Here is a 19,614-nt window from a genome sequence, read left to right on the forward strand (position 1 = left end):
CCTTTGATTGGAACGGGCGGGGCTTCCACAAGCAAGACGAGTTACTTGAGGGTAACCGTTGCGCCAGCTTCTTCGAGCTGAGCCTTTGCCTTCTCGGCAGCTTCCTTGTTGGCGCCTTCGAGAACAGCCTTCGGTGCGCTGTCAACCAGGTCCTTGGCTTCCTTGAGGCCGAGGGAGGTGATGGCGCGGACTTCCTTGATCACTGCGATCTTCTTGTCGCCAGCAGATTCGAGGATGACGTCGAAGTCGGTCTTCTCTTCAGCAGCTTCAGCGGCACCGCCGGCAGCGGGGCCAGCAACTGCAACAGCAGCAGCCGTAACTTCGAAGGTCTCTTCGAAGAGCTTGACGAACTCGGAGAGCTCGATGATGGTCAGTTCCTTGAAAGCTTCAATGAGCTCTTCGTTGCTGAGCTTCGCCATGGTGGCGTCCTTCCATTAGTTGGCGCAGGTCCGGATCGTACCGCTCCGTGCGCCGGAGTTTGTTTGGGGGGAGAACTTAGTTCTCTTCGGTTGCAGCTTCGGCAGCGGCCGGTGCTTCTTCAGCAGCCGGAGCTTCCTCGGTTGCAACCTCTTCAGCCGGGGCTTCATCAGCGGCCGGTGCAGGTGCGCCGCCCTCTTCTTCAAGCTTGAGGCGCAGAGCGTCGATGATGCGTGCAGCAGCAGATGCGGGAGCCTTGAGGACACCAGCAACGCGTGCGAGCTGCAGTTCGCGGGACTCGAGGGCTGCCAGTGCGGCAACTCCTGCTGCGTCCAATGCCTTGCCTTCGAAGACGCCGGTCTTGATAACCAGCTGCTTGTTGGCCTTGGCAAAGTCCGTCAGGCTCTTGGCAGCAGCAACAGCGTCACCCTTGATGAAGGCGATTGCAGTAGGGCCGGCGAGCTGATCGTTGAATGCTTCAACTCCAGCTTCCTTGGCTGCAATGGCGCTCAGGGTGTTCTTGACGACCGAGAACTTGGTGTCCTGGCCGAGCGCAACACGCAGTTCCTTGAGCTGTGCAACAGTGAGCCCGCGGTATTCGGTCAGGACAGCCGCGTTCGATTCCTTGAAATCGTTGGTGATCTCCGCAACTGCGGAAACCTTGCTAGGCGTTGTCATAACCCTCCTTCCGGGGAATAAAGCCGGTCTTCCGGGTCCCCGCTCACGAGAGCTAAAACTAAAAACGCCCCGCGCAGATGCACGGGGCTTGGCTCAACACAGATGTATCCGTGGAGACTTGCTTCGTTCACCTGCGCCGGCCGCCCTATGTTCAGGGTCCTTCGTCAAGGAATTCACTTGGTTCTCAAGGGCGTAGCTGCAGAATTGAGCTGTGCTCGAAAGAGTGGATTCCCATCAACCGACGGTCTTTGGTACTTCAAGGTTACGGGAGAGCGTTCAGCAAACCAAATCGGGGCTGCCTACTCAGACACCGTTGGCCCTTTGTCGCGCCCCGGAAGCTCCTTTTGCCACAGTCCGGTGACACCCGCCGTCGTAAATCCCAGCTGCTTGTTCACTGTCAGGAGGTACCGGTTTTCCGGTGCGTTCCAGGTGTAGATCACGCGGGCGTCGGGAAATTGCTCGCTGAGCCTTTCCATGTTGGCCACCTTGATGAGCAAGCCCAGCTTGTTGCCGCGATGCTCCTGGAGGACCAAGGTATCGTCCTGGAACACCACGTCCTGGCGGTGCGCGAGCACACTGATGGTGGTCAAGCCCACCAGCTTGCCGCTGTCCACATGCTCGACGGCGGTGACCACCGTGCGTCGTCCCTGCGCCAGGGCGGCGTCTTCGGTTTCCCTGAGAACCGCGGTGTCGAAAACCATGCCGCTTGCTTCAACCTCGGGAGCGTCTTCCTCGGCGTCGTCGCGGACAACTTCGCCGGCTGCGTTCTCCAACGCGGCAACAGCTTCCAGCCAAGGTTCCGGGCAGCGATCGGTCCAGTGGTGGAGGACGTACCGTCCGCCGTTGGCTTCCTCCGCCTCGAGCTGGAGGTCTGCCACGAGCTGGGAATCCAGCGGCAGGATGCAGGAACTGAACTGTTCAATGTGCTGGAGGGTGTAGCCGGCCTTCTTGGCGAAGTCTGTCTCACGGCTGCTGACGGGAACAAAACCTGCTCCGCTGCCGGGGATCATCTGATCCTCGGGTACCTCCGTCAGTGACGTTGCAGGATGGTTTGTATCCACCAGGACCATGGTGCGGCCCTCCGCGCGGGCCAGCTGCTCGGCAGCCTCCAGCAGTTGCCTTCCGACTCCCTGTCCTTGGAACTCAGGCAAGATATCCAGGGTGAACTCGGCCAGGTCCATGTTGTCGGCCAGCGGAAGGGCGATGTCCACCACGCCCACTATGACGCCATCCACCTTGGCCACCAGGATGATCTGGCGTTCATAGGGGTCCGAAAATTCCAGCAGCTTTTCCAAGGGGGTGTAGGCGAGGTCATCGCTCCCCCATGTTTCCATGCGCACCCGGCGCCCGACTTCCACGGCGTCAAGGAAATCGGCGGCCTCGGGACTATCCAGGGTGTCGGGCACCCACAGCTGCTCGACCTGAACGGTCCCCGCCTCGTCTACAGTCATCCCAGCCGTTTCTGCCATTCGCCTTCAAAGCCGGACGGCTTGAATCCAAGGGCGATATTTATGGCCAGCATATGCTGGTTTTCCACGGCGTTCCATGTCATCACCGACGTGGCGTCCGGCCAGAGCTCTTTCGCGCGGCGCAGGTTCTCCACTTTCACGAGCATCCCCAGACGATGTCCACGGTGCCCGGGCGCCACCAGGGTGTCTTCCTGGTAGATCACTGACGGCGCCTCTTCCCGGTGGGTCAGGACCGTATAGGCAGCCAGCTCTCCCGTGTCATCCCGGCGGGCAACGCACACTGCCGTGTCAACGCCGCTCGCACGCCACGTGGATTCCTCCTGACGGACCCGGGCGACGTCCCATTCCTCGCCTTCCCATCCCAACCCGGCGATGGGAACCTCAGTGCTCATGAGGCTCTTGAGACGGGCGAAGGACTCTACAAGGTGGTCTGGACCGCGTTCCTGCCAGGCGACCACACTGTAGCCCTCCGAACTCCTCAGCGCGTCCGCCTCCAGGTCCCGGAGCAGCGTCTCGGGAACGGGAAAGGCCAACGTGCTGTTCGTTTCCACCTGTTCAAGCGAATACCCGTGGCGAAGCGCGAAGCTTGTTGACGCTGCGGCCAAAGGCACGCCGCCCGAACCGGATTTCGCCTGCAGCAACTCAACACCGGCCTCCACAGGAGCCAGCGGTTCTCCGCAATAGGCATCGAAGGAAGCCCTCCCCCGCCTGACCGCCTGCTCCTCCACAACGGCCAGGATCCGCGAACCAAAGCCGCGCCGCCGGAAGCCGGCGTCGACCAGCACGTCCACGCCCGCCGTCGTCGTATTTTCACTGAGCGGAAGGGTCAGCGTCCCGCTGCCAACTACGGCACCGTCCAGGCGGGCCAGGAGCACCTGGCGTTCTTCGTAGTCATTGCCCTGCCAGAACTGGATGGCCTCGGCGAGCGTGGCACAGCGGTCGAGGTTGCCCCACAGTTCAAGCGCGTGGGCTCTTTGCAGCTGATGAAAGGCACGGAAGTCGGCGGCATCCGCCGTGTCAGGACCCGCCGGGACAGGGATCCGCTCCACGCTCAGCCCGGCAGTCACGGAAGTGTTCGACGACGTCACGAACCACAGCCTACGGCCCGCCCCCTGCCTGCGAACAGGCCAGCAAACGAAAATGGACCGCCCGGCAAAGCCGGACGGTCCTTTTCAGGGCAGTGCTCTGCGAAGCTTACGCTTCGGTGAGAACCTTGGTGACGTTCGGGTCAACGGTGATGCCCGGGCCGAACGTGGTGGCAACGGTAGCCTTCTGGATGTAGCGGCCCTTGGAAGCGGACGGCTTCAAACGAAGCACCTCTTCCAGTGCGGCTGCGTAGTTCTCAGCCAGCTTGGTGGCGTCGAAGGACACCTTGCCGATGATGAAGTGAAGGTTGGAGTGCTTGTCGACGCGGAAGTCGATCTTGCCACCCTTGATGTCGTTGACAGCCTTGGTGACATCCGGGGTAACCGTGCCGGTCTTCGGGTTCGGCATGAGGTTACGCGGGCCGAGGACCTTACCGAGGCGGCCAACCTTGCCCATGAGGTCAGGGGTGGCAACGGCTGCGTCGAAGTCGGTCCAGCCGCCTGCGATCTTTTCGATCAGGTCATCGGAACCAACGAAGTCGGCGCCGGCTGCGATTGCTGCCTCGGCCTTGTCACCGGTTGCGAAAACCAGGACACGGGCGGTCTTGCCGGTGCCGTGGGGGAGGTTGACCGTGCCGCGGACCATCTGGTCAGCCTTGCGGGGGTCAACGCCGAGGCGGAAAGCGACCTCAACCGTTGCGTCGAACTTGGACGGGTTGATTTCCTTCGCCAGGCTGATGGCCTCGAACGGGGCGTAGACCTTGTCTGCCTCGATCTTGGCTACGGCTGCCTCATATGCTTTGCTGCGCTTTGCCATGCTGCTTGTTTCTCCTTGTGCAGTTGTGGTCTGCGGACCGCGCTGGGCCCTGCCACAGTCGTGGATCCGGCAAGGATCCTGCGACATTTCAATGTTCAGGTGCCGGTTGCCCGGCGGGTGAAGGCCTCAATGGGCCCTCGGGGGTTTTAGCCCTCTACGGTGATGCCCATGGAGCGGGCGGTACCGGCGATGATCTTGGCAGCAGCCGCGACATCGTTGGCGTTGAGGTCTTCCATCTTGGTGGTGGCGATTTCCTCAACCTGTGCCTGGGTCAGCTTCGCAACCTTGACGGTGTGCGGCGTAGCCGAACCCTTGGCAACGCCTGCAGCCTTCTTGATGAGCTCTGCAGCCGGCGGGGTCTTGGTGATGAAGGTGAAGGAACGGTCTTCGTAGACCGTGATTTCCACCGGGATAACGTTTCCGCGCTGGGATTCCGTTGCAGCGTTGTACGCCTTGCAGAATTCCATGATGTTGACACCGTGCTGGCCAAGTGCAGGACCGATCGGCGGAGCCGGGTTAGCGGCACCTGCCTGGATCTGCAGCTTGATGAGGCCGGTGACCTTCTTCTTGGGAGCCAATGTAGGGTCCTTCTCTCAATAGCTTCCTGGGGCACAGGAGCGCGTCCCAGGTTGGTGGCCGCCATGGCGAGGCGGCCGGCCGCTTCCGTACCGCTAAGCAGGCGGCAGGGAGCGAAATTTTGGAATCAGTTAGATCTTGGTGACCTGGTTGAATGCGAGCGTCACCGGGGTTTCGCGCTCGAAGATCGAGACCAGAACCACCAGGGTCTGGGACTCGGGCTTGATCTCGGAGATCGTTGCCGGCAAGGTCTCGAACGGACCTTCCTTGACGATGACCGACTCGCCGACCTCGAAGTCGACGGCCACGGGAGCCTGGTTCTGCTTGTTGACCGGCTTGCCCTGCTCTGCCTGCTCTTCTTCGAAGACCGGGGCGAGCATGGAGAAGACCTCGTCAAGGCGCAGCGGAACCGGGTTGTGGGCGTTGCCCACGAAGCCGGTAACGCCGGGGGTGTGGCGGACGGCGCCCCAGGAGGCGTCGGTCAGGTCCATGCGGACCAGCACGTAACCGGGAATGCGAACGCGGTTGATGACCTTGCGCTGCGCGTTCTTGATCTCGACGACCTCTTCCATCGGCACCTGGATCTCGAAGATGTAATCTTCCATGTCCAGGGTCTGGATGCGGGTCTCAAGGTTGGCCTTGACGCGGTTTTCGTAACCGGCGTAGGAGTGAATGACGTACCAGTCACCCTCCTGGCGGCGCAGCTTGGCCTTGAATTCCTCGGCAGGATCAGCCGGCGCTGCAGCAGCAGCGGCCGCGAGCTGGTCGCCGTCGGACTCTTCATCAGACTCTTCGTCCACGTCCGCCTCGAAGTCCTCTTCGGAATCGTCGGCGTCGACGTCGGCAGATTCGGGCGCAGCGGAATCAACCTCGGACTCTTCTGCAGCCTCAGCCGCAGTGCCCTCGGATTCTTCCAGCTCAGTCTCGTTTACCTCGAGCTCCTGCTCAGACACTTGGTCTCCTGCTTCCTCATTGCCTAACATGCCTATTTAAATGGCTCAATTCCGCAAACCCCGCAAAATTCCCGGAGTATCAAGGAATTCCACACAGTTTGCGGACAGATCCGCTTAGCGGTCCGTGGCGCCTGACCCACCGAAGACCCAGCTGACTCCCGTGCCGAAGGCGAGGTCCAACAGGGTGACAATGACCATCATGATGACCACGAACACCAGCACCACGAGCGTGTAATTGATCAGTTCCTTGCGGGTGGGTGCAACGACCTTCTTCAGTTCGCCGATGATCTGGCGTACGAAGAGTGCAATACGGGCGAAGAAGCCGCGTTCGGCTTTCTTGGCGGGACGGCCCTTCGAGCTGCTGGCAGCTGTTTCGGTCACCTGGTCCTCACTCACCTTGCAAAGTCGTTGACCCGACTCTGATCAGAGCCATGGTTGCTGCGCGTGTTCCGGCGTTTCCGCCGGAACAGCTTGCGCAGGGCAGACAGGACTCGAACCTGCAACCTGCGGTTTTGGAGACCGCTGCGCTACCAATTGCGCCACTACCCTATGGATCGAATCCATGTTTCAGGCCGCACTTCAGCCTGCGATGCTTTTCAACACCGGTGAACCAGTCTACGCAAGAAATTCGCGATAGTCGAACCGGCTCGATTCCGGGGCTCCCACTCCCCTTTTACGCCTGTGACCAGCACCATCAGTCACAAAGCCGGGTGGGCACCCGGGAGCTCCGCAGAACAGCATAAGGTAGTTTACGTCGAATCCCATCATCCAGCCCACGAGCTGCCTGCGAAGAACGGTACATAGATGTCTGCCGGAACAACTGCCGCCCGCATTTCACAGCGAATCTCCGCCATTGCCGAGTCCGCCACCCTTGCCGTTGACGCCAAGGCCAAGGCACTGAAGGCCGCGGGTCGTCCCGTGATTGGTTTCGGTGCCGGCGAACCCGACTTCCCCACCCCCGACTACATCGTCCAGGCCGCCATTGAGGCAGCCGGCCAGCCGAAGTACCACCGTTATTCCCCTGCGGGCGGTCTGCCGGAACTGAAGAAGGCCATCGCCGACAAGACCCTGCGTGACTCGGGCTACAAGGTTGATCCTTCCCAGGTCCTGGTGACCAACGGCGGCAAGCAGGCCGTCTACAACACCTTCGCCACGCTGGTGGATCCGGGCGACGAGGTCATCATTCCCACCCCGTTCTGGACCACCTACCCGGAGGCCATCCGCCTCGCAGGTGGCGTTCCCGTCGAGGTTTTCGCCGGACCGGAGCAGGGTTACCTGGTCACTGTGGACCAGCTTGAAGCCGCAGTAACGGACAAGACCAAGATCCTGCTCTTCGTCTCCCCCTCCAACCCCACGGGCGCTGTGTACAGCCCGGAGCAGGTTGCCGAAATTGGCAAGTGGGCCGCGGCCAAGGGCCTGTGGGTAGTCACTGACGAAATCTACGAGCACTTGACCTACGACGGCGTCGAGTTCACCTCCATCGCCACGGCGGCCCCGGAGCTTGGCGATCGCGTTGTGATCCTCAACGGTGTCGCCAAGACGTACGCCATGACCGGATGGCGCGTCGGTTGGATGATCGGCCCGGCCGACGTCATCAAAGCCGCCACCAACCTGCAGTCGCACGCGACGTCGAACGTCTCCAACATCATGCAGGTCGCTGCCGCCGCTGCCCTCACCGGCCCGCTGACCGCCGTCGACGAAATGAAGGTTGCCTTCGACCGCCGCCGCAAGGCGATTGTCGCCGGACTCAACGCGATTGACGGCGTGGAATGCCCGACGCCGACCGGCGCCTTCTACGTGTACGCGGACGTCCGCGGACTGCTGGGCAAGGAATTCGAGACCTCCAATGGTCCCGTCCGACCGACCACCTCAGCTGAACTCGCGGCCCTGATCCTCGATGAGGTTGAGGTAGCTATCGTTCCGGGCGAGGCGTTTGGGCCCTCCGGCTATGTGCGGCTTTCCTACGCACTCGGCGACGATGACCTCGCCGAAGGCGTCCGTCGGATCCAGGAATTCCTGGGCAAGGCAAAGTAGCGCCTTCACTTTTTTCGGCAATCAGCCCCCAGCCAACCGGAACAGGTTGGCTGGGGGCTGATTTGTTTTCCATACGTGCGGCGAGCCGCGGGCGTGTACCGCCACGACCTGCTTTGCCTGGCTTCGATGCCCCGCCACGCCCAACCTGCGGTGGGTCGGGGCGCGTGGGCTGCTCAAAGTCAGTGGCAGGGGTACGCCCGCTGGTGTGTCGTGCCTCTTTGACAGCAATCAGCCTCCAGCCACGGGAACCAGGTTGCTTGGGGGCTTACTTGTTTTTCAAACCCGTGAGCAATCCTCACCCGGAAGCGACGCCGTCAGCCATGTGCCGCCGTCGGGCGCCACCTTGCACGCGTGACGTGAGCGAGCGACCCGCCCAAACACCCGGGACGTGAGCGAGCGACCCGCCCAAACACCCGGGACGTGAGCGAGGGTCAGAGGAGGCGGCGCTCCGCCGCCCACTTGGTGAGTTCGTGGCGGCTGGAGAGCTGGAGCTTCCGCAGCACAGCTGACACATGTGTTTCCACGGTCTTGATGGAGATGAAGAGTTCCTTGGCAACTTCCTTGTAGCTGTAGCCCCGGGCGATGAGCCGCATGACCTCGAGTTCCCGGGCGGACAGCTTGTCCAGCTCGTCGTCAGCGATGTCCGCAGGGGCGGTGCCAAAGGCGTCGAGGACGAACCCAGCGAGCCGGGGCGAGAACACGGCATCCCCATCAGCCACGCGGATGACGGCGTCGGAAATTTCCTTGCCCGAGATGGTCTTGGTGACGTAGCCGCGGGCACCGGCCCGGATCACCGAAACCACGTCCTCGGCGGCATCGGAAACACTCAGGGCCAGGAAGCTGGTACTCCCCAGCAAGGCGGCGGACCCGGCGATGACCTCGCGGCCGCCGCCACCGAGGCCACCGGGAAGGTGGACGTCCAGGAGCACTACTTCCGGTCGGGTCCCGGCGATCACGGCGATGGCTTGCTCCACCGTTCCTGCCTCCCCCACCACGTCCATGCGCCCATCAAGATCGGCCTTCAAACCGGAGCGAAAAATGGTGTGGTCATCCACGATCACCACCCGCACGCGGCGTCCTGTGCTTGCGTCAGGATTGATAGTCATTGCTTCGTGTCTCCGTTCCGGACATCAGTGCCCCGGGCCTCGCCGTTCCGACCTTCGCCCATCTCCGAATTTGCTGATGGCAGGGCCAGCCGGACCTCTGTCCCATCGCTGCTGCTGTTGATCACAGCTGTGCCGCCGTGCCTCTTCATGCGTCCGATGATCGATTCCTTCACGCCCAGCCTGTCATCGGGGATGGCTTCGAGCGCGAAGCCAGGGCCCCGGTCCTTGATAAAGATCTCCGTGCCGCTGTCGGTGCTCTCAAGATAGACCGAAACGGTGCCGCCGCCGTGTCGGGCGGCATTGAGCATTGCCTCCCGCGCCGCCTGGACCAAGGCTTCGTGCCTTTCCGTCATATCGGAATCACCGACAGCGACCACCTCGACGGCGTGGCTGTGAGCGTCCTCCACGTCTGCGGCAACTGCCTTGATACGTTCTGCGAGCAGCCCGGATTCCTTGGCGGGATCGCTGAAGAGCCACACCCGCAGTTCGCGTTCCTGTGCTCTTGCCAAGCGGATGACGTCCTGTTCAGAGCCGGCCCGCCGCTGGATGAGCGCCAACGTCTGGAGCACGGAGTCGTGCAAATGTGCTGCGATCTCGGCGCGCTCGGTTTCGCGGACGCGTCCGGCACGCTCTGTTTCCAGGTCCTTCCAGAACTTGAGTCCCCATGGCAGCAGCACCAAGGCAACGCCACCAAGGACGGCAACGGAAGCCAACAGCGCCAGCCACGTCTGCTCCCACGACCCGGAGCCGGACACCATGACCAGTACGCCGGCCACCACCAGCGCCAGGCCCGCCGCCAAGCGCACCCAGCCTCCGGCTTGGTCCGCCTTCGTCTTGTCCACCAGCCCGGCCCTGCGCGTTTCATCGAGCTGCATCCAGGCGATCGCGGCACCACCCAGGATCGCCGCTGCCGGAATCAGCGTGCCCAGCGGGACGTCCACGCCGAACTGGCGGGCAATCAGGATGGCAGCCACCAACAGCAGCGCCGCGCCGAGCAGGATTTCTTTGCCGTATTGGATTTTCCGGAAAGAGAACCAGGAAGCCAAGGAGCTGCCGTCCCACCCTGCCCCGGACGAGGCCTGGGAATGCGTCGCCGATGCCCCTGCCTCCGGGCTGGTCCCGGCCGTGCCGCTGCCAGGTGAACTGCTTGCCGGGGCGCCCGCCGCCGGTGCGCTGGGCACCGCCGGTGCCGCTCCGGCGTCGTACATCTGATGCTGGCGGGCCGTCCCGACGCCGGCAGCCGGCACGGGCGGCAGGCTCACGGCAGGAGCAATAGGCGACGCCGGCCGGCGGGCATTGCGTTTGGCGGCCTCGTCCGCGGTGGGAACCATGGTCCACAGCCACGCGTAGAAAGCCAGGCCCGCTCCGCCCGCGAAACTGGCCAGAACCATCCCGAGCCGCACATATTTGACCGGCCACCCCAAGTGATCGGCCAATCCGCTGCAGACGCCCGCGATCATGCGGTCGCTGCTGCGGACCAGCGGGGGGCGTTCGATGGCGGTTGTCATGTACCAATCCAAGCACGGATCAGGGTTCCCCGAACCGGATTCCCGCAGGCTCAGGGGGTCTCTCAGGGATCATTCAGGGTATCCCCCAGTAGAGGGCGAACGCGGCGGGACGGCAGGATCGAAGTATGAACGCGAACAGCATGAACCCAGAGGAACCCGGAACGCCTGGCACCGCCGGCACAACCGGCTCCAGCGCCACGAACGGTGCCTCCACCGGCGCCCCCGGCACTTCTTCGGACCAGCCCTCCGCCGGAGGGTCCGCCGGGACTGGTCCGGCAGACGGCAGTTACGCGCCAACCGGCGAAGCGCCCCAAGGTTCCCAGCAGAACTTCTTCGACTGGATCCGTAACCTGGGGATCCGGCGTGGACCTGACCGCTGGATCGGCGGGGTGGCCAGTGGAATTGCCCACCGGTTCGGCATCGATCCGCTGATCGTCCGCGGCATCTTCATTGTGCTTGCACTTTTCGCCGGCGTCGGGGTCCTGCTGTACGGCATCGCATGGGCGCTCCTGCCTGAGCCTGATGGACGCATCCACGTTCAGGAGGCGGCCGCCGGGCGCTGGTCAGGCGGCATGACAGGTGCCTTGATCACCACCATCATCGGCTTCCCGAGCTTGGGCCGCGGATTCTGGGGATGGGGTGGGAACGGGCTTCCCGGTGTGTTCTGGACTCTGTTCTGGATAGCCGGCGTCAGTTACCTCGTCTATGCCCTGGTTCAGCGGAACAAGGGCGCGAAAGCATCCCAGTCCACAGGCCCGCAGAACTACACGGCCTCCTACTCAGCCACTCCCATGGCGGGCACCAACACCGGAGTTCCCGTGTACGGCGCATCCGTGCCGACGGGCGCTTCCGTGCCGACAGGCCAGCGCAGCGGGGCTACAGGCGCGGGCGGGTACGGTTCGAACGCTTACGGCGCTCCTGGCTACAGTGCGGGGCCAACCCCTCCATCGACGCCCGTCCCTCCTTCAGGGCCGCGTCCTCCGTACGGTTCCACTCCCCCGCAAGGGTGGACCCCGAAGCCGGCCGCCCCCAAACGCAAGGGACCCGGAGCAGCCATCATCGCGGTGTCCGCAGGTGCGGCGCTGCTGGCCGGAGGCACGCTCAAAGCGCTCGACGCCGGGCACGTCATTGATCTCGGCAGCTCGGCCAACGCTGTGGTGTGGGCAACCGGCGCTGCAGTCCTGGGCCTGGGCATCCTGGTCGCCGGACTCCGCGGGCGGACCTCAGGTTTCCTCGGGTTCCTGGCCATAGTTGCCCTGATCATTGGCGGCATCTTCAACGTGGTTCCCCGCAACGGTGACCGACTGACCTTCCACGACGTCAACTGGGCACCCACCAGCGTTGAACAGGCGAAACAAGGCATTGACGTCACCGGCGCCCAGGGCACCGTCGACCTCAGCGACATCACTACGACACCGCCCTTGATCACAGAGGTCCTGGTACCCATCGACGCCACCGCGAGCAACGTCACCGTCATCATCCCGGACAACGTCCCTGTGGAGGTCAGGGCCGATATGACCTTCGGCAACCTGAACGAACGCGGAAGCGACCGTGGAGGGCGGCTGAAAGATGACCGTACCGTCTACAACACAGGGAAACCCGGGGCCAATCTGGTGGTCCAGATCGACGGCACCTTCAGCAACGTGACCATCAAGGAAGGAAACTGACATGAGCACGAACGATCCAGCCACGGAATCCGGATCCTCTCCCACCGAACCGTTGCCCAGGGGAACCCGCCCCACCGAAGCCCTCCCAAAGCCCGCGCTCCAGGAGATCCCGCTGACACCACTGCTGGAGCCAAGCTTCCGGGCGGAGCACGCCGAAGAGGACGACCCCCGGCAGGCCCGCATCGGCACAGTGGTGTGGGGGCTGATCGTGGTGGCTTTGGCGGCGTTGATCATCATCTCCACCCTCGGCTGGGTGACTCTGAATGGCACCTATGTGCTCATAGGCCTGATGATCGGAGCCGGGGCGGCCTTGGTGGTTGGCGGACTTCTTTCAACGCGCAAGCGTTCCACTAAGTCCAAGAACCCCGCCGCGTGAGCCGCCCGATCCACGTGACAAAGCAACCGCGACAGGGAAGTGTGTAGACATGGACAAGTTCTTCAGCATCGTCAGGGGCCTCGGCCTGAAGCGCGGACCACAACGCTGGCTGGGTGGCATATGCGGAGGCATCGCCGCCAAACTCAGGGTGGATGTGGCTTACGTTCGGGTAGCATTCCTGCTTTTCTGTCTGCTACCCGGGCCTGCAGTGGTGGTGTACATCCTCGGTTGGCTCATCCTGCCGGACCAGAACAACAAGATCGCCCTCGAATCCTTCCTCAGCCAACGGTCCCGGTAACTACCGGGCACAGAAGGCGCTCCGCCGGTCGGCGGGGCGCCTTTTGCTGGTTTCCGCCATGTTTCCACTACCGCACACCTGGGCCAAAAAGTAACCATTTGTGTCCCACCCCACATGCACGTCTACAATCGTGGGGAGCTCAGCGTGGCGCTCTTGCACGTATTCCTCCAAGCCATGAGTGAGCAAACATGAAAATTGGCATTCTTACCAGCGGTGGCGACTGCCCCGGACTCAACGCAGTGATCCGGGGAGCAGTCCTCAAAGGCATTGCCATCCACGGCCAGGAATTCGTGGGTTTCCGTGACGGCTGGCGTGGCGTCGTCGAGGGCGACATCATCGACATCCCCCGCACCATGGTCCGTGGTATCGCCAAGCAGGGTGGAACCATTCTGGGAACCTCCCGGACCAACCCTTTCGAAAACGGCGGCGGCCCGGACGTCATCAAGGCCCACATGGAACGTCTGGGCATCGACGCCATCATCGCCATCGGTGGTGAAGGAACCCTGGCTGCGGCCAAGCGCCTCACGGATGCCGGCTTGAAGATCGTTGGTGTGCCCAAAACGGTGGACAACGACCTCGATGCCACTGACTACACCTTCGGCTTCGACACGGCAGTCCAGATTGCCACTGAGGCCATCGACCGCCTGCGCACCACCGGTGAATCCCACCACCGCTGCATGATTGCCGAGGTCATGGGACGCCACGTGGGCTGGATCGCCCTCCACGCAGGCATGGCAGCCGGTGCCCACGCCATCCTGATTCCGGAGCAGAAAGCCAGCATCGAACAGATCGCAGAGTGGGTACAGGAGGCCCACGACCGCGGCCGTGCACCGCTGGTGGTTGTTGCGGAAGGTTTCGTCCCCGACCACATGGAATCCCCGCACTCCGAGCGCGGCCTGGATACCTTTGGCCGGCCCCGCCTGGGTGGAATCGCCGACCAGTTGGCCCCCGAAATCGAGGCCCGCACAGGCATTGAAACCCGTGCAACCATCCTTGGGCATATCCAGCGCGGCGGCGTTCCGACTGCTTACGACCGCGTTCTCGCGACCCGTCTTGGCATGGCCGCCATCGACTCCGTGGTCGAAGGTCGTTGGGGAACCATGGTGGCTCTCAAAGGCACGGACATCTCCCACGTTGGCTTCGAGGAAGCCTTGGGCAAGCTCAAGACCGTGCCACAGCACCGCTACGACGAAGCGTCCGTATTGTTCGGCTAGGCTGAATCCATGACTCTGGAGCCCACGTCCGCTGCCATCATCCAGCTGGCGTGGGCTCGCCATTTGGGTTTCGACGACGACGCTTTCGCCGGCGCTGCTGCCGCCCTCAGCTCTGACGGGACTACTCCGGGTGACCCCACCAGCAGGATGACCCGGGTTGATGACTCAGCGCGGGCACTGGTGTTCCTGCGGTTGTTTGGCGTCTCGGCCTTGGTGGGCCCGCAGTGGGCGTTGGACGCAGCCGAAGACGTCCCTGATACCGAACTCGCCCAGCATGTCACGCTGCTGACCCTCACCCGCTCGCACGGTGGGCACGGACTGGGATCGTCGGCCCTGTTCTTCGCCGATGACCTGCCGTTGCAGCAGCCTTCGGAGGACCTCACGGTCTCGCACGGCAATCCGGAGGCCATCTTGCTGGAAGGACTGTGCCCACCGGACGACGTGAATGAAGTGGGGCTCCAGGGCCTGGAACACCGTTTCACCATCATGCACCCGGAAGAGGAACAGCCCACGCCGGTGGCCTGCGGAGCTTATGGGGAGTGGGAGGGCATCCTGGCCAACATGGGAGTGCTGGTGGCTCCTCCGTGGCGCAGGCGCGGAATCGGAACGCTGGCTGCTTCCATCGCCGCCCACGAAGCACTTGCCGCCGGGCTGACCCTTCAATGGAAGGCCGACGTCAGCAACACAGGAGCACTCGCGATGGCCCGCAGCCTTGGCTTCGCAACGGGCGGGCTCCACGCGAGCGTGCTCCTGGGCTGACTCCCCCTCCGAGTTTTGTACAGCCAACGTGCTTTAGAAGGGCTCTTGAGGGCGTTGGCTGTACAAAAACTCCATCTGCTAGCGCTGGACTTGGGAGTTGCTTTCTTCGGATCGGGTGCCGGCTGCCTCGGTTTGGACTGGGGGCTTGGCGCCCCAGCCGGATACGGCCTTCGGCTTAGCGAAGAACAGGGCGACGACGGCGGCCAGCAGGATCGCGAAGGCGGGCAACAGGATGGACTGGCTCATCGCCGTCGAGAATCCCGCGTGCAGGAACTCCGGCAGGGTGCCGCCCATCGATACCTCCCCGACAGGCGCCCCGGCAGGTGCTGCCGGGAGCTCAGCTGCCAGACGTGACTGGATCAACGCAGCGATTGCGGCCGAGCCGAGTACTGCACCGATCTGGCGGGTGGTGTTGAAGACGCCGGACCCTGCGCCGGCCTGGCGCGGTTCCAGGTTGCGGGTGGTCGCATTGGACACCGGTCCCCAAATGAAGGCGTTGGCAACACCCTGCAGTGCGCTGGGCAGCAGGAACATCCAGATCGGTGTATCCGGCCCCAGCAACGAAGCCGTCCAGAACAGTGCGCCGGACAGGCAAACCAGGCCGAAGGCAGCGAACCAGCGGGGGTTGGCGCGGTCGATCAGCTTACCCACGAACGGGGCCAGCGCACCGGAGATGACTGCCATCGGGATCATGAGCAGTGCCGACTGCGTGGGCGTCAGGCCCCGGACTGTCTGGTAATAGAAGATGGTGGGCAACGGGAACGCCGTCACGGTGAAACCAACGGCCATGATGGTGGCGTTGCCCAGCGAGAAGTTCCGCTCTTTGAACAGGCCCAGGGGAAGCAGCGGCTCTCCGCCGCGACGCTCCAGAATCCACTGCCACAGGACAAACACCACAAGGACTGCCAGACCCGTGATGATCAGGCCCCAGACCGAGATGAACCCGTTGACGGTGCCCCATTTGTAGGTCTGGCCTTCCTGGATTCCGAAGACCAGCAGGAACATGCCCACGGCAGAAAGGACTACGCCCAGAATGTCGAACGAGTGGCTGTGCGTGGTCAGCTTGGGAACGAACCGTGTCACCAGGATGAAAGCTACGAGTCCGATGGGAACGTTGACGAAGAAGATCCACTCCCAGCCGAGGCTGTCCACCAACACGCCGCCCAGGATCGGGCCGACCAGCACCGCCATGCCTGCCGTGGCGCCCCAGAGCCCCATGGCGGCGCCGCGGCGGTCCGGCGGGAAGATCCGGGTGATGACTGCCATGGTTTGCGGAGTCATCATGGCCGCACCGAAGCCTTGCACGGCCCTGGCGGCGATCAACATGGTCACATCGCCGGAGAGTCCGCACCACAGGGATGCCAGGGTGAAGACGACCAGGCCGATGAGGTACAGGTTCTTGGGGCCGAAACGGTCACCCAGCCTGCCGGTGATGAGAAGGGGCACTGCGTAGGCCAGCAAGTAGGCGCTGGTTACCCAGATGACGGCGTTGATGTCAGTGTTCAGGCCCTCCATGATCCGCGGGTTCGCGACCGACACGATGGTGGTGTCGATAAGGATCATGAAGAAGCCAACCACGAGTGACCACAGCGCGGGCCACGGCTTAGCTATGTTTTCCAAGGGGTTCCTTTGGCTTGTGTGAAAGTTCGGTCGGGGCAGGGCGGGGTTCGTCCCAAGGCAACTGCCCGGTGCCCAACTCCTCCAGGAGACCGCGGATCCACGCGATCTCGGTTCGAAGCATGGCTTGTTGGTAGGTGATGTCGATCCAGTACTTGCGCTCGAGCCCCTTGGCTGTGACGGCCTCCTGCGCGCGGAGCAGGAAGTCGAGATCGGCACTCAAGGCAACCACCCGTTCTTCCAGGAGGCCGGTCACCACGTCCGCCGGGAGGTGGTGGGCTTCGGCTATGGCATGCGGAAAGACGGGGTACTCGTTGATGGGCGTGGCCAGCATGGCTTGCAGCCGCGCATCCAAGGCCGCATGTCCGGCCGGGGTGATCCGGTAGGTGGTCCGCTCGGGACGCTTGCCTTCCCGGCCGGTCCCGGTTGCTTCCACGAGTCCGCTCTCCTCGAGCCGGCCCACGGCGTGGTACAGCGTGCCGGGACGCACTTTGACCAGCCGGTCCTCATGGCGGGCCATCAGCACTTGGTACATCTCGTAGGGATGCATCGGCTGTTCGGCTAGAAGCGCCAACGAGGCCACGCCCAGCGGCGTCAACTCAGCACTTTTGGCCATAGCCATCCCCTTCCACGTGATCTTATTCCACAACAACTATTCCACGTGGAATATCTAGGCGCAAGTAACCCCGGCTGTACCAACAGCCGGGGTTACGTGACGGGACGACCTAACCCGGACAACTCAGCCGAGCAGTGACAGGATTTCGGTCCGGGCGAACATCGTGGCGGCGTCGCGGGCGCTGGGCGTCCCGGCGTCGGGATCCGCTCCCGCGTCCAGCAACGCCCTGGCGACCCCCACGTATCCCTTGAAAACGGCGCCGGCAAGCGGTGTCTGTCCCCGGTCGTTGGCGGCGTTGACATCGGCGCCGTGGTGAATGATCAGCTGCACAGCGTCCTCGTGCCCGTGGTAGGCGGCAAGCATCAGGAGGGAGTCGCCCGCGGCGTTGGTAAGGGTGGCCGGGGCCCCGGCGTTCAAATAGCTTCGGAGCAGCCCGGCGTCGCCTTCGCGTGCGGCGTCGAACAGTGCGTGGGCCAAAGCCAAGGTCTCATCATCCGGGCCGGTCCCGGGGTTTGTGGCATCGGCACCATCAGTGTGGCTCATCGGTGGGGTCCCTTCAGGAATCCGGTCTGGCGCCCGACCACCTGGCCGGCGTCGGGGGCGACGATCACTTCCTGGGCTGCGACGTAGGGCTCCTCGCCGTCCATCACGGTCAAGGTCTCCTCCGCCGAAACGGAGCGCTTGATCACGGCCAAAGCCACAGGTCCCATCTCGAAGTGCTGCGCCACCGATGTCAGAGTACCCACCTTGCGTTCCCCGGCAAAGACAACACTGCCGACCGCCGGCAAGGTGTGCTGGGAACCATCGAGTTGCAGGAACACCAGGCGGCGGGGCGGGTGTCCAAGGTTATGCACGCGCGCTATGGTTTCCTGGCCCTTGTAGCAGCCCTTGTTGAGGTGGACAGAGGTCCGGATCAGGTCCAGCTCATGTGGAATGGTCTTGTCGTCGGTTTCCGCTCCGAGCCGAGGACGCCACGCCGCGATCCGAAGGGCGTCCGCTGCCATCGCACCGGCCAGTGGCAGGCCTTCGACGGCGGCCTCAAGTTCGCCTTCCGGGACCAGGTATTCGAACCAGGGACGCTCAAGACCCGGATGCGACTCCTCCGGGACCAAGCTGTACGAGTACCCACCGGGCGACACCCTAGGCCACGGATCTTCCCATACGAGGCGGCCGGCAAAGCGATCCACTGGCTTGGTGGAACCAACCACGGCCCATTCCCCGCTGACATCGGCGATCTCCACGCGCAACATGAACTTCATCTTGTTCAGCCATTCCGCGAGGGGTTCCGCTTCCGCCGCTTCGACGATCAGCCAGGTTGTGCCGCCGTCGTCAATAACCCGTGCATCGAATTCGATGCGGCCCTGGACGCTGAGCAGCAGCAGCTCGCTGGCAACGTTCGGCTGCAGGTTTGTCAGCTGCTGCGAGGACAGGGAGTTGAGCCAGCTGAGACGGTCGGGACCGGACACCGTGACCACGCCACGGTGCGAAAGATCCACGACGGCGGTGCCTGCCGCCAAGGCGCGCTGCTCGCGCAACGGTTCACCGTAGTGGGCAGCGACGCCGGCATCCAGGCCGGTATCTTCGACCGCGCCGGGGCGCGACAACAGAGGGCTCTTGTAAGTCATATCCAGTAGAAGTCCTAGCGGCTTTGAGGTATTCCAGACCGGGGGCAATCCGGTTCAGCGGTATTCCGGGTTGTCGAAGTCGAACCGGGTGCCGGCTTTCCATTCCTCCGGCAGGTTGCCGTAGGCCGGAATGCCGTCTGCATCGCGCAGGAGCCTGGCCATGTGGAGCAGGTTCCAGGTCATGAAGGTGGTGTTCCTGTTGGTAAAATCACTCTCCGGGCCGCCCGATCCTTCATCCAAATAGCTGGGTCCGGGGCCTACGGGACCGATCCAGCCGGCGTCTGCCTGTGGCGGGATGGTGAACCCGATGTGCTGGAGGCTGTACAAGACGTTCATGGAACAGTGCTTGATGCCGTCCTCGTTGCCCGTGATCAGGCAGCCGCCTACCTTCGGGTAGAACGCCCACTGGCCCTTGCCATTGAGCTCGCCGGAGTGGGCGTACAGGCGCTCGATGAGTTTCTTCGTTTGGGAGGAGTTGTCGCCCAACCAGATGGGGCCGGCAACCACCACGATGTCCGCTTCCCGGACCGCGGGATAGAGCTCCGGCCACTCGTCCGTCTTCCACCCATGTTCGCGCATGTCCGGGTAGACACCGCTGGCGATATCGTGGTCCACAGTGCGGATAAGGCGGGTGGTGACACCCTGTTTTTCCATGATGTCGCGGCTGATCCGGATCAGGCCGTCGGTGTTGCTCAGCTGCGGCGATGGCTTCAGGGTGCCGTTGAAAAAGAGGGCTTTGAGCCCCTCATAGCCCGTCGGTTTATCGTTCACTTTCTGCTCCTTTTGCCGTTGCTTCATG

The 19,614-nt window shown here is 63.3% G+C and carries 21 protein-coding genes and 1 tRNA gene; 6 read left to right on the plus strand and 16 right to left on the minus strand.

Annotated elements, in window-relative coordinates:
* Nucleotides 1-41: 41 nt before the first annotated feature.
* From rplL to ACFVSI_RS16030, 9 genes are all read right to left on the minus strand, one after another.
* A complete protein-coding gene (gene rplL, locus ACFVSI_RS15990; protein WP_144659408.1) occupies nt 42-419 on the minus strand; it encodes a 50S ribosomal protein L7/L12 in 378 nt (125 codons plus the stop codon).
* 76 nt (nt 420-495) lie between these two features.
* Nucleotides 496-1,095: a 50S ribosomal protein L10 gene (gene rplJ / locus ACFVSI_RS15995; protein WP_387825646.1), complete on the minus strand. Its 600-nt coding sequence runs from the start codon at nt 1,093-1,095 to the stop codon at nt 496-498.
* Between the two features lie 299 nt (nt 1,096-1,394).
* The gene (locus ACFVSI_RS16000; protein ID WP_387825649.1) at nt 1,395-2,564 is read right to left on the minus strand and encodes a GNAT family N-acetyltransferase; all 1,170 of its coding nucleotides are present in this window, start codon (nt 2,562-2,564) and stop codon (nt 1,395-1,397) included.
* Nucleotides 2,543-3,652: a GNAT family N-acetyltransferase gene (locus ACFVSI_RS16005; RefSeq protein WP_387825652.1), complete on the minus strand. Its 1,110-nt coding sequence runs from the start codon at nt 3,650-3,652 to the stop codon at nt 2,543-2,545. The genes ACFVSI_RS16000 and ACFVSI_RS16005 overlap by 22 nt, the downstream gene beginning before the upstream one ends.
* A gap of 106 nt (nt 3,653-3,758) precedes the next feature.
* Nucleotides 3,759-4,466: a 50S ribosomal protein L1 gene (gene rplA / locus ACFVSI_RS16010; RefSeq protein ID WP_144659404.1), complete on the minus strand. Its 708-nt coding sequence runs from the start codon at nt 4,464-4,466 to the stop codon at nt 3,759-3,761.
* A 146-nt stretch (nt 4,467-4,612) separates the two neighbouring features.
* Nucleotides 4,613-5,044 (minus strand): 50S ribosomal protein L11, encoded by a 432-nt coding sequence (gene rplK, locus ACFVSI_RS16015; protein ID WP_144659403.1) that lies wholly within the window; start codon nt 5,042-5,044, stop codon nt 4,613-4,615.
* A 129-nt stretch (nt 5,045-5,173) separates the two neighbouring features.
* Complete coding sequence (gene nusG, locus ACFVSI_RS16020) at nt 5,174-5,995, minus strand: transcription termination/antitermination protein NusG (protein ID WP_144659402.1); 822 nt, start codon at nt 5,993-5,995, stop codon at nt 5,174-5,176.
* A gap of 114 nt (nt 5,996-6,109) precedes the next feature.
* A complete protein-coding gene (gene secE / locus ACFVSI_RS16025) occupies nt 6,110-6,391 on the minus strand; it encodes a preprotein translocase subunit SecE (protein ID WP_144659401.1) in 282 nt (93 codons plus the stop codon).
* Nucleotides 6,392-6,471: 80 nt separating this feature from the next.
* Nucleotides 6,472-6,544, minus strand: a tRNA-Trp gene (locus ACFVSI_RS16030).
* Between the two features lie 255 nt (nt 6,545-6,799).
* On the opposite strand from ACFVSI_RS16030, the gene ACFVSI_RS16035 reads away from it, so the two are divergent.
* Nucleotides 6,800-8,029, plus strand: coding sequence for a pyridoxal phosphate-dependent aminotransferase (locus ACFVSI_RS16035; RefSeq protein WP_387825657.1), 1,230 nt, complete (start codon nt 6,800-6,802; stop codon nt 8,027-8,029).
* 431 nt (nt 8,030-8,460) lie between these two features.
* On the opposite strand, the gene ACFVSI_RS16040 is transcribed toward ACFVSI_RS16035, so the two are convergent.
* Together ACFVSI_RS16040 and ACFVSI_RS16045 are read right to left on the minus strand one after the other, a co-directional pair.
* On the minus strand, nt 8,461-9,135 hold the full coding sequence (locus ACFVSI_RS16040) for a LuxR C-terminal-related transcriptional regulator (RefSeq protein WP_387825660.1): 675 nt from the start codon (nt 9,133-9,135) through the stop codon (nt 8,461-8,463).
* Nucleotides 9,132-10,643: a PspC domain-containing protein gene (locus tag ACFVSI_RS16045; RefSeq protein WP_387825663.1), complete on the minus strand. Its 1,512-nt coding sequence runs from the start codon at nt 10,641-10,643 to the stop codon at nt 9,132-9,134. The genes ACFVSI_RS16040 and ACFVSI_RS16045 overlap by 4 nt, the downstream gene beginning before the upstream one ends.
* Nucleotides 10,644-10,768: 125 nt before the next feature.
* On the opposite strand from ACFVSI_RS16045, the gene ACFVSI_RS16050 reads away from it, so the two are divergent.
* The 5 genes from ACFVSI_RS16050 (at nt 10,769) to ACFVSI_RS16070 (ending at nt 14,957) form a co-directional block, all read left to right on the plus strand.
* Nucleotides 10,769-12,310, plus strand: coding sequence for a PspC domain-containing protein (locus ACFVSI_RS16050; protein ID WP_387825665.1), 1,542 nt, complete (start codon nt 10,769-10,771; stop codon nt 12,308-12,310).
* A 1-nt stretch (nt 12,311) separates the two neighbouring features.
* The gene (locus ACFVSI_RS16055; RefSeq protein WP_387825667.1) at nt 12,312-12,686 is read left to right on the plus strand and encodes a hypothetical protein; all 375 of its coding nucleotides are present in this window, start codon (nt 12,312-12,314) and stop codon (nt 12,684-12,686) included.
* A gap of 49 nt (nt 12,687-12,735) precedes the next feature.
* A complete protein-coding gene (locus ACFVSI_RS16060) occupies nt 12,736-12,984 on the plus strand; it encodes a PspC domain-containing protein (RefSeq protein WP_377548300.1) in 249 nt (82 codons plus the stop codon).
* A 188-nt stretch (nt 12,985-13,172) separates the two neighbouring features.
* Nucleotides 13,173-14,198, plus strand: coding sequence for an ATP-dependent 6-phosphofructokinase (locus ACFVSI_RS16065; protein WP_387825670.1), 1,026 nt, complete (start codon nt 13,173-13,175; stop codon nt 14,196-14,198).
* A 9-nt stretch (nt 14,199-14,207) separates the two neighbouring features.
* Complete coding sequence (locus ACFVSI_RS16070; protein ID WP_387825672.1) at nt 14,208-14,957, plus strand: GNAT family N-acetyltransferase; 750 nt, start codon at nt 14,208-14,210, stop codon at nt 14,955-14,957.
* A 78-nt stretch (nt 14,958-15,035) separates the two neighbouring features.
* Here the strand turns inward: ACFVSI_RS16070 and ACFVSI_RS16075 are convergent, their stop codons facing one another.
* From ACFVSI_RS16075 to ACFVSI_RS16095, 5 genes are all read right to left on the minus strand, one after another.
* Entirely contained in the window at nt 15,036-16,577 is a 1,542-nt protein-coding gene (locus tag ACFVSI_RS16075) for a DHA2 family efflux MFS transporter permease subunit (protein ID WP_387825675.1), read from the minus strand.
* Nucleotides 16,561-17,190, minus strand: coding sequence for a PadR family transcriptional regulator (locus ACFVSI_RS16080; protein WP_387825677.1), 630 nt, complete (start codon nt 17,188-17,190; stop codon nt 16,561-16,563). The genes ACFVSI_RS16075 and ACFVSI_RS16080 overlap by 17 nt, the downstream gene beginning before the upstream one ends.
* Nucleotides 17,191-17,313: 123 nt before the next feature.
* Complete coding sequence (locus tag ACFVSI_RS16085) at nt 17,314-17,733, minus strand: ankyrin repeat domain-containing protein (RefSeq protein ID WP_387825680.1); 420 nt, start codon at nt 17,731-17,733, stop codon at nt 17,314-17,316.
* Complete coding sequence (locus tag ACFVSI_RS16090) at nt 17,730-18,815, minus strand: YgfZ/GcvT domain-containing protein (protein ID WP_387825682.1); 1,086 nt, start codon at nt 18,813-18,815, stop codon at nt 17,730-17,732. Before ACFVSI_RS16090 ends, ACFVSI_RS16085 begins: the two co-directional genes overlap by 4 nt.
* 54 nt (nt 18,816-18,869) lie before the next feature.
* Nucleotides 18,870-19,586, minus strand: a complete 717-nt coding sequence (locus ACFVSI_RS16095; RefSeq protein WP_387825685.1) for a flavodoxin family protein — start codon at nt 19,584-19,586, stop codon at nt 18,870-18,872.
* Nucleotides 19,587-19,614 lie beyond the last annotated feature (28 nt).

Source organism: Paenarthrobacter sp. NPDC057981 (assembly GCF_042886835.1).
GTDB lineage: Bacteria > Actinomycetota > Actinomycetes > Actinomycetales > Micrococcaceae > Arthrobacter.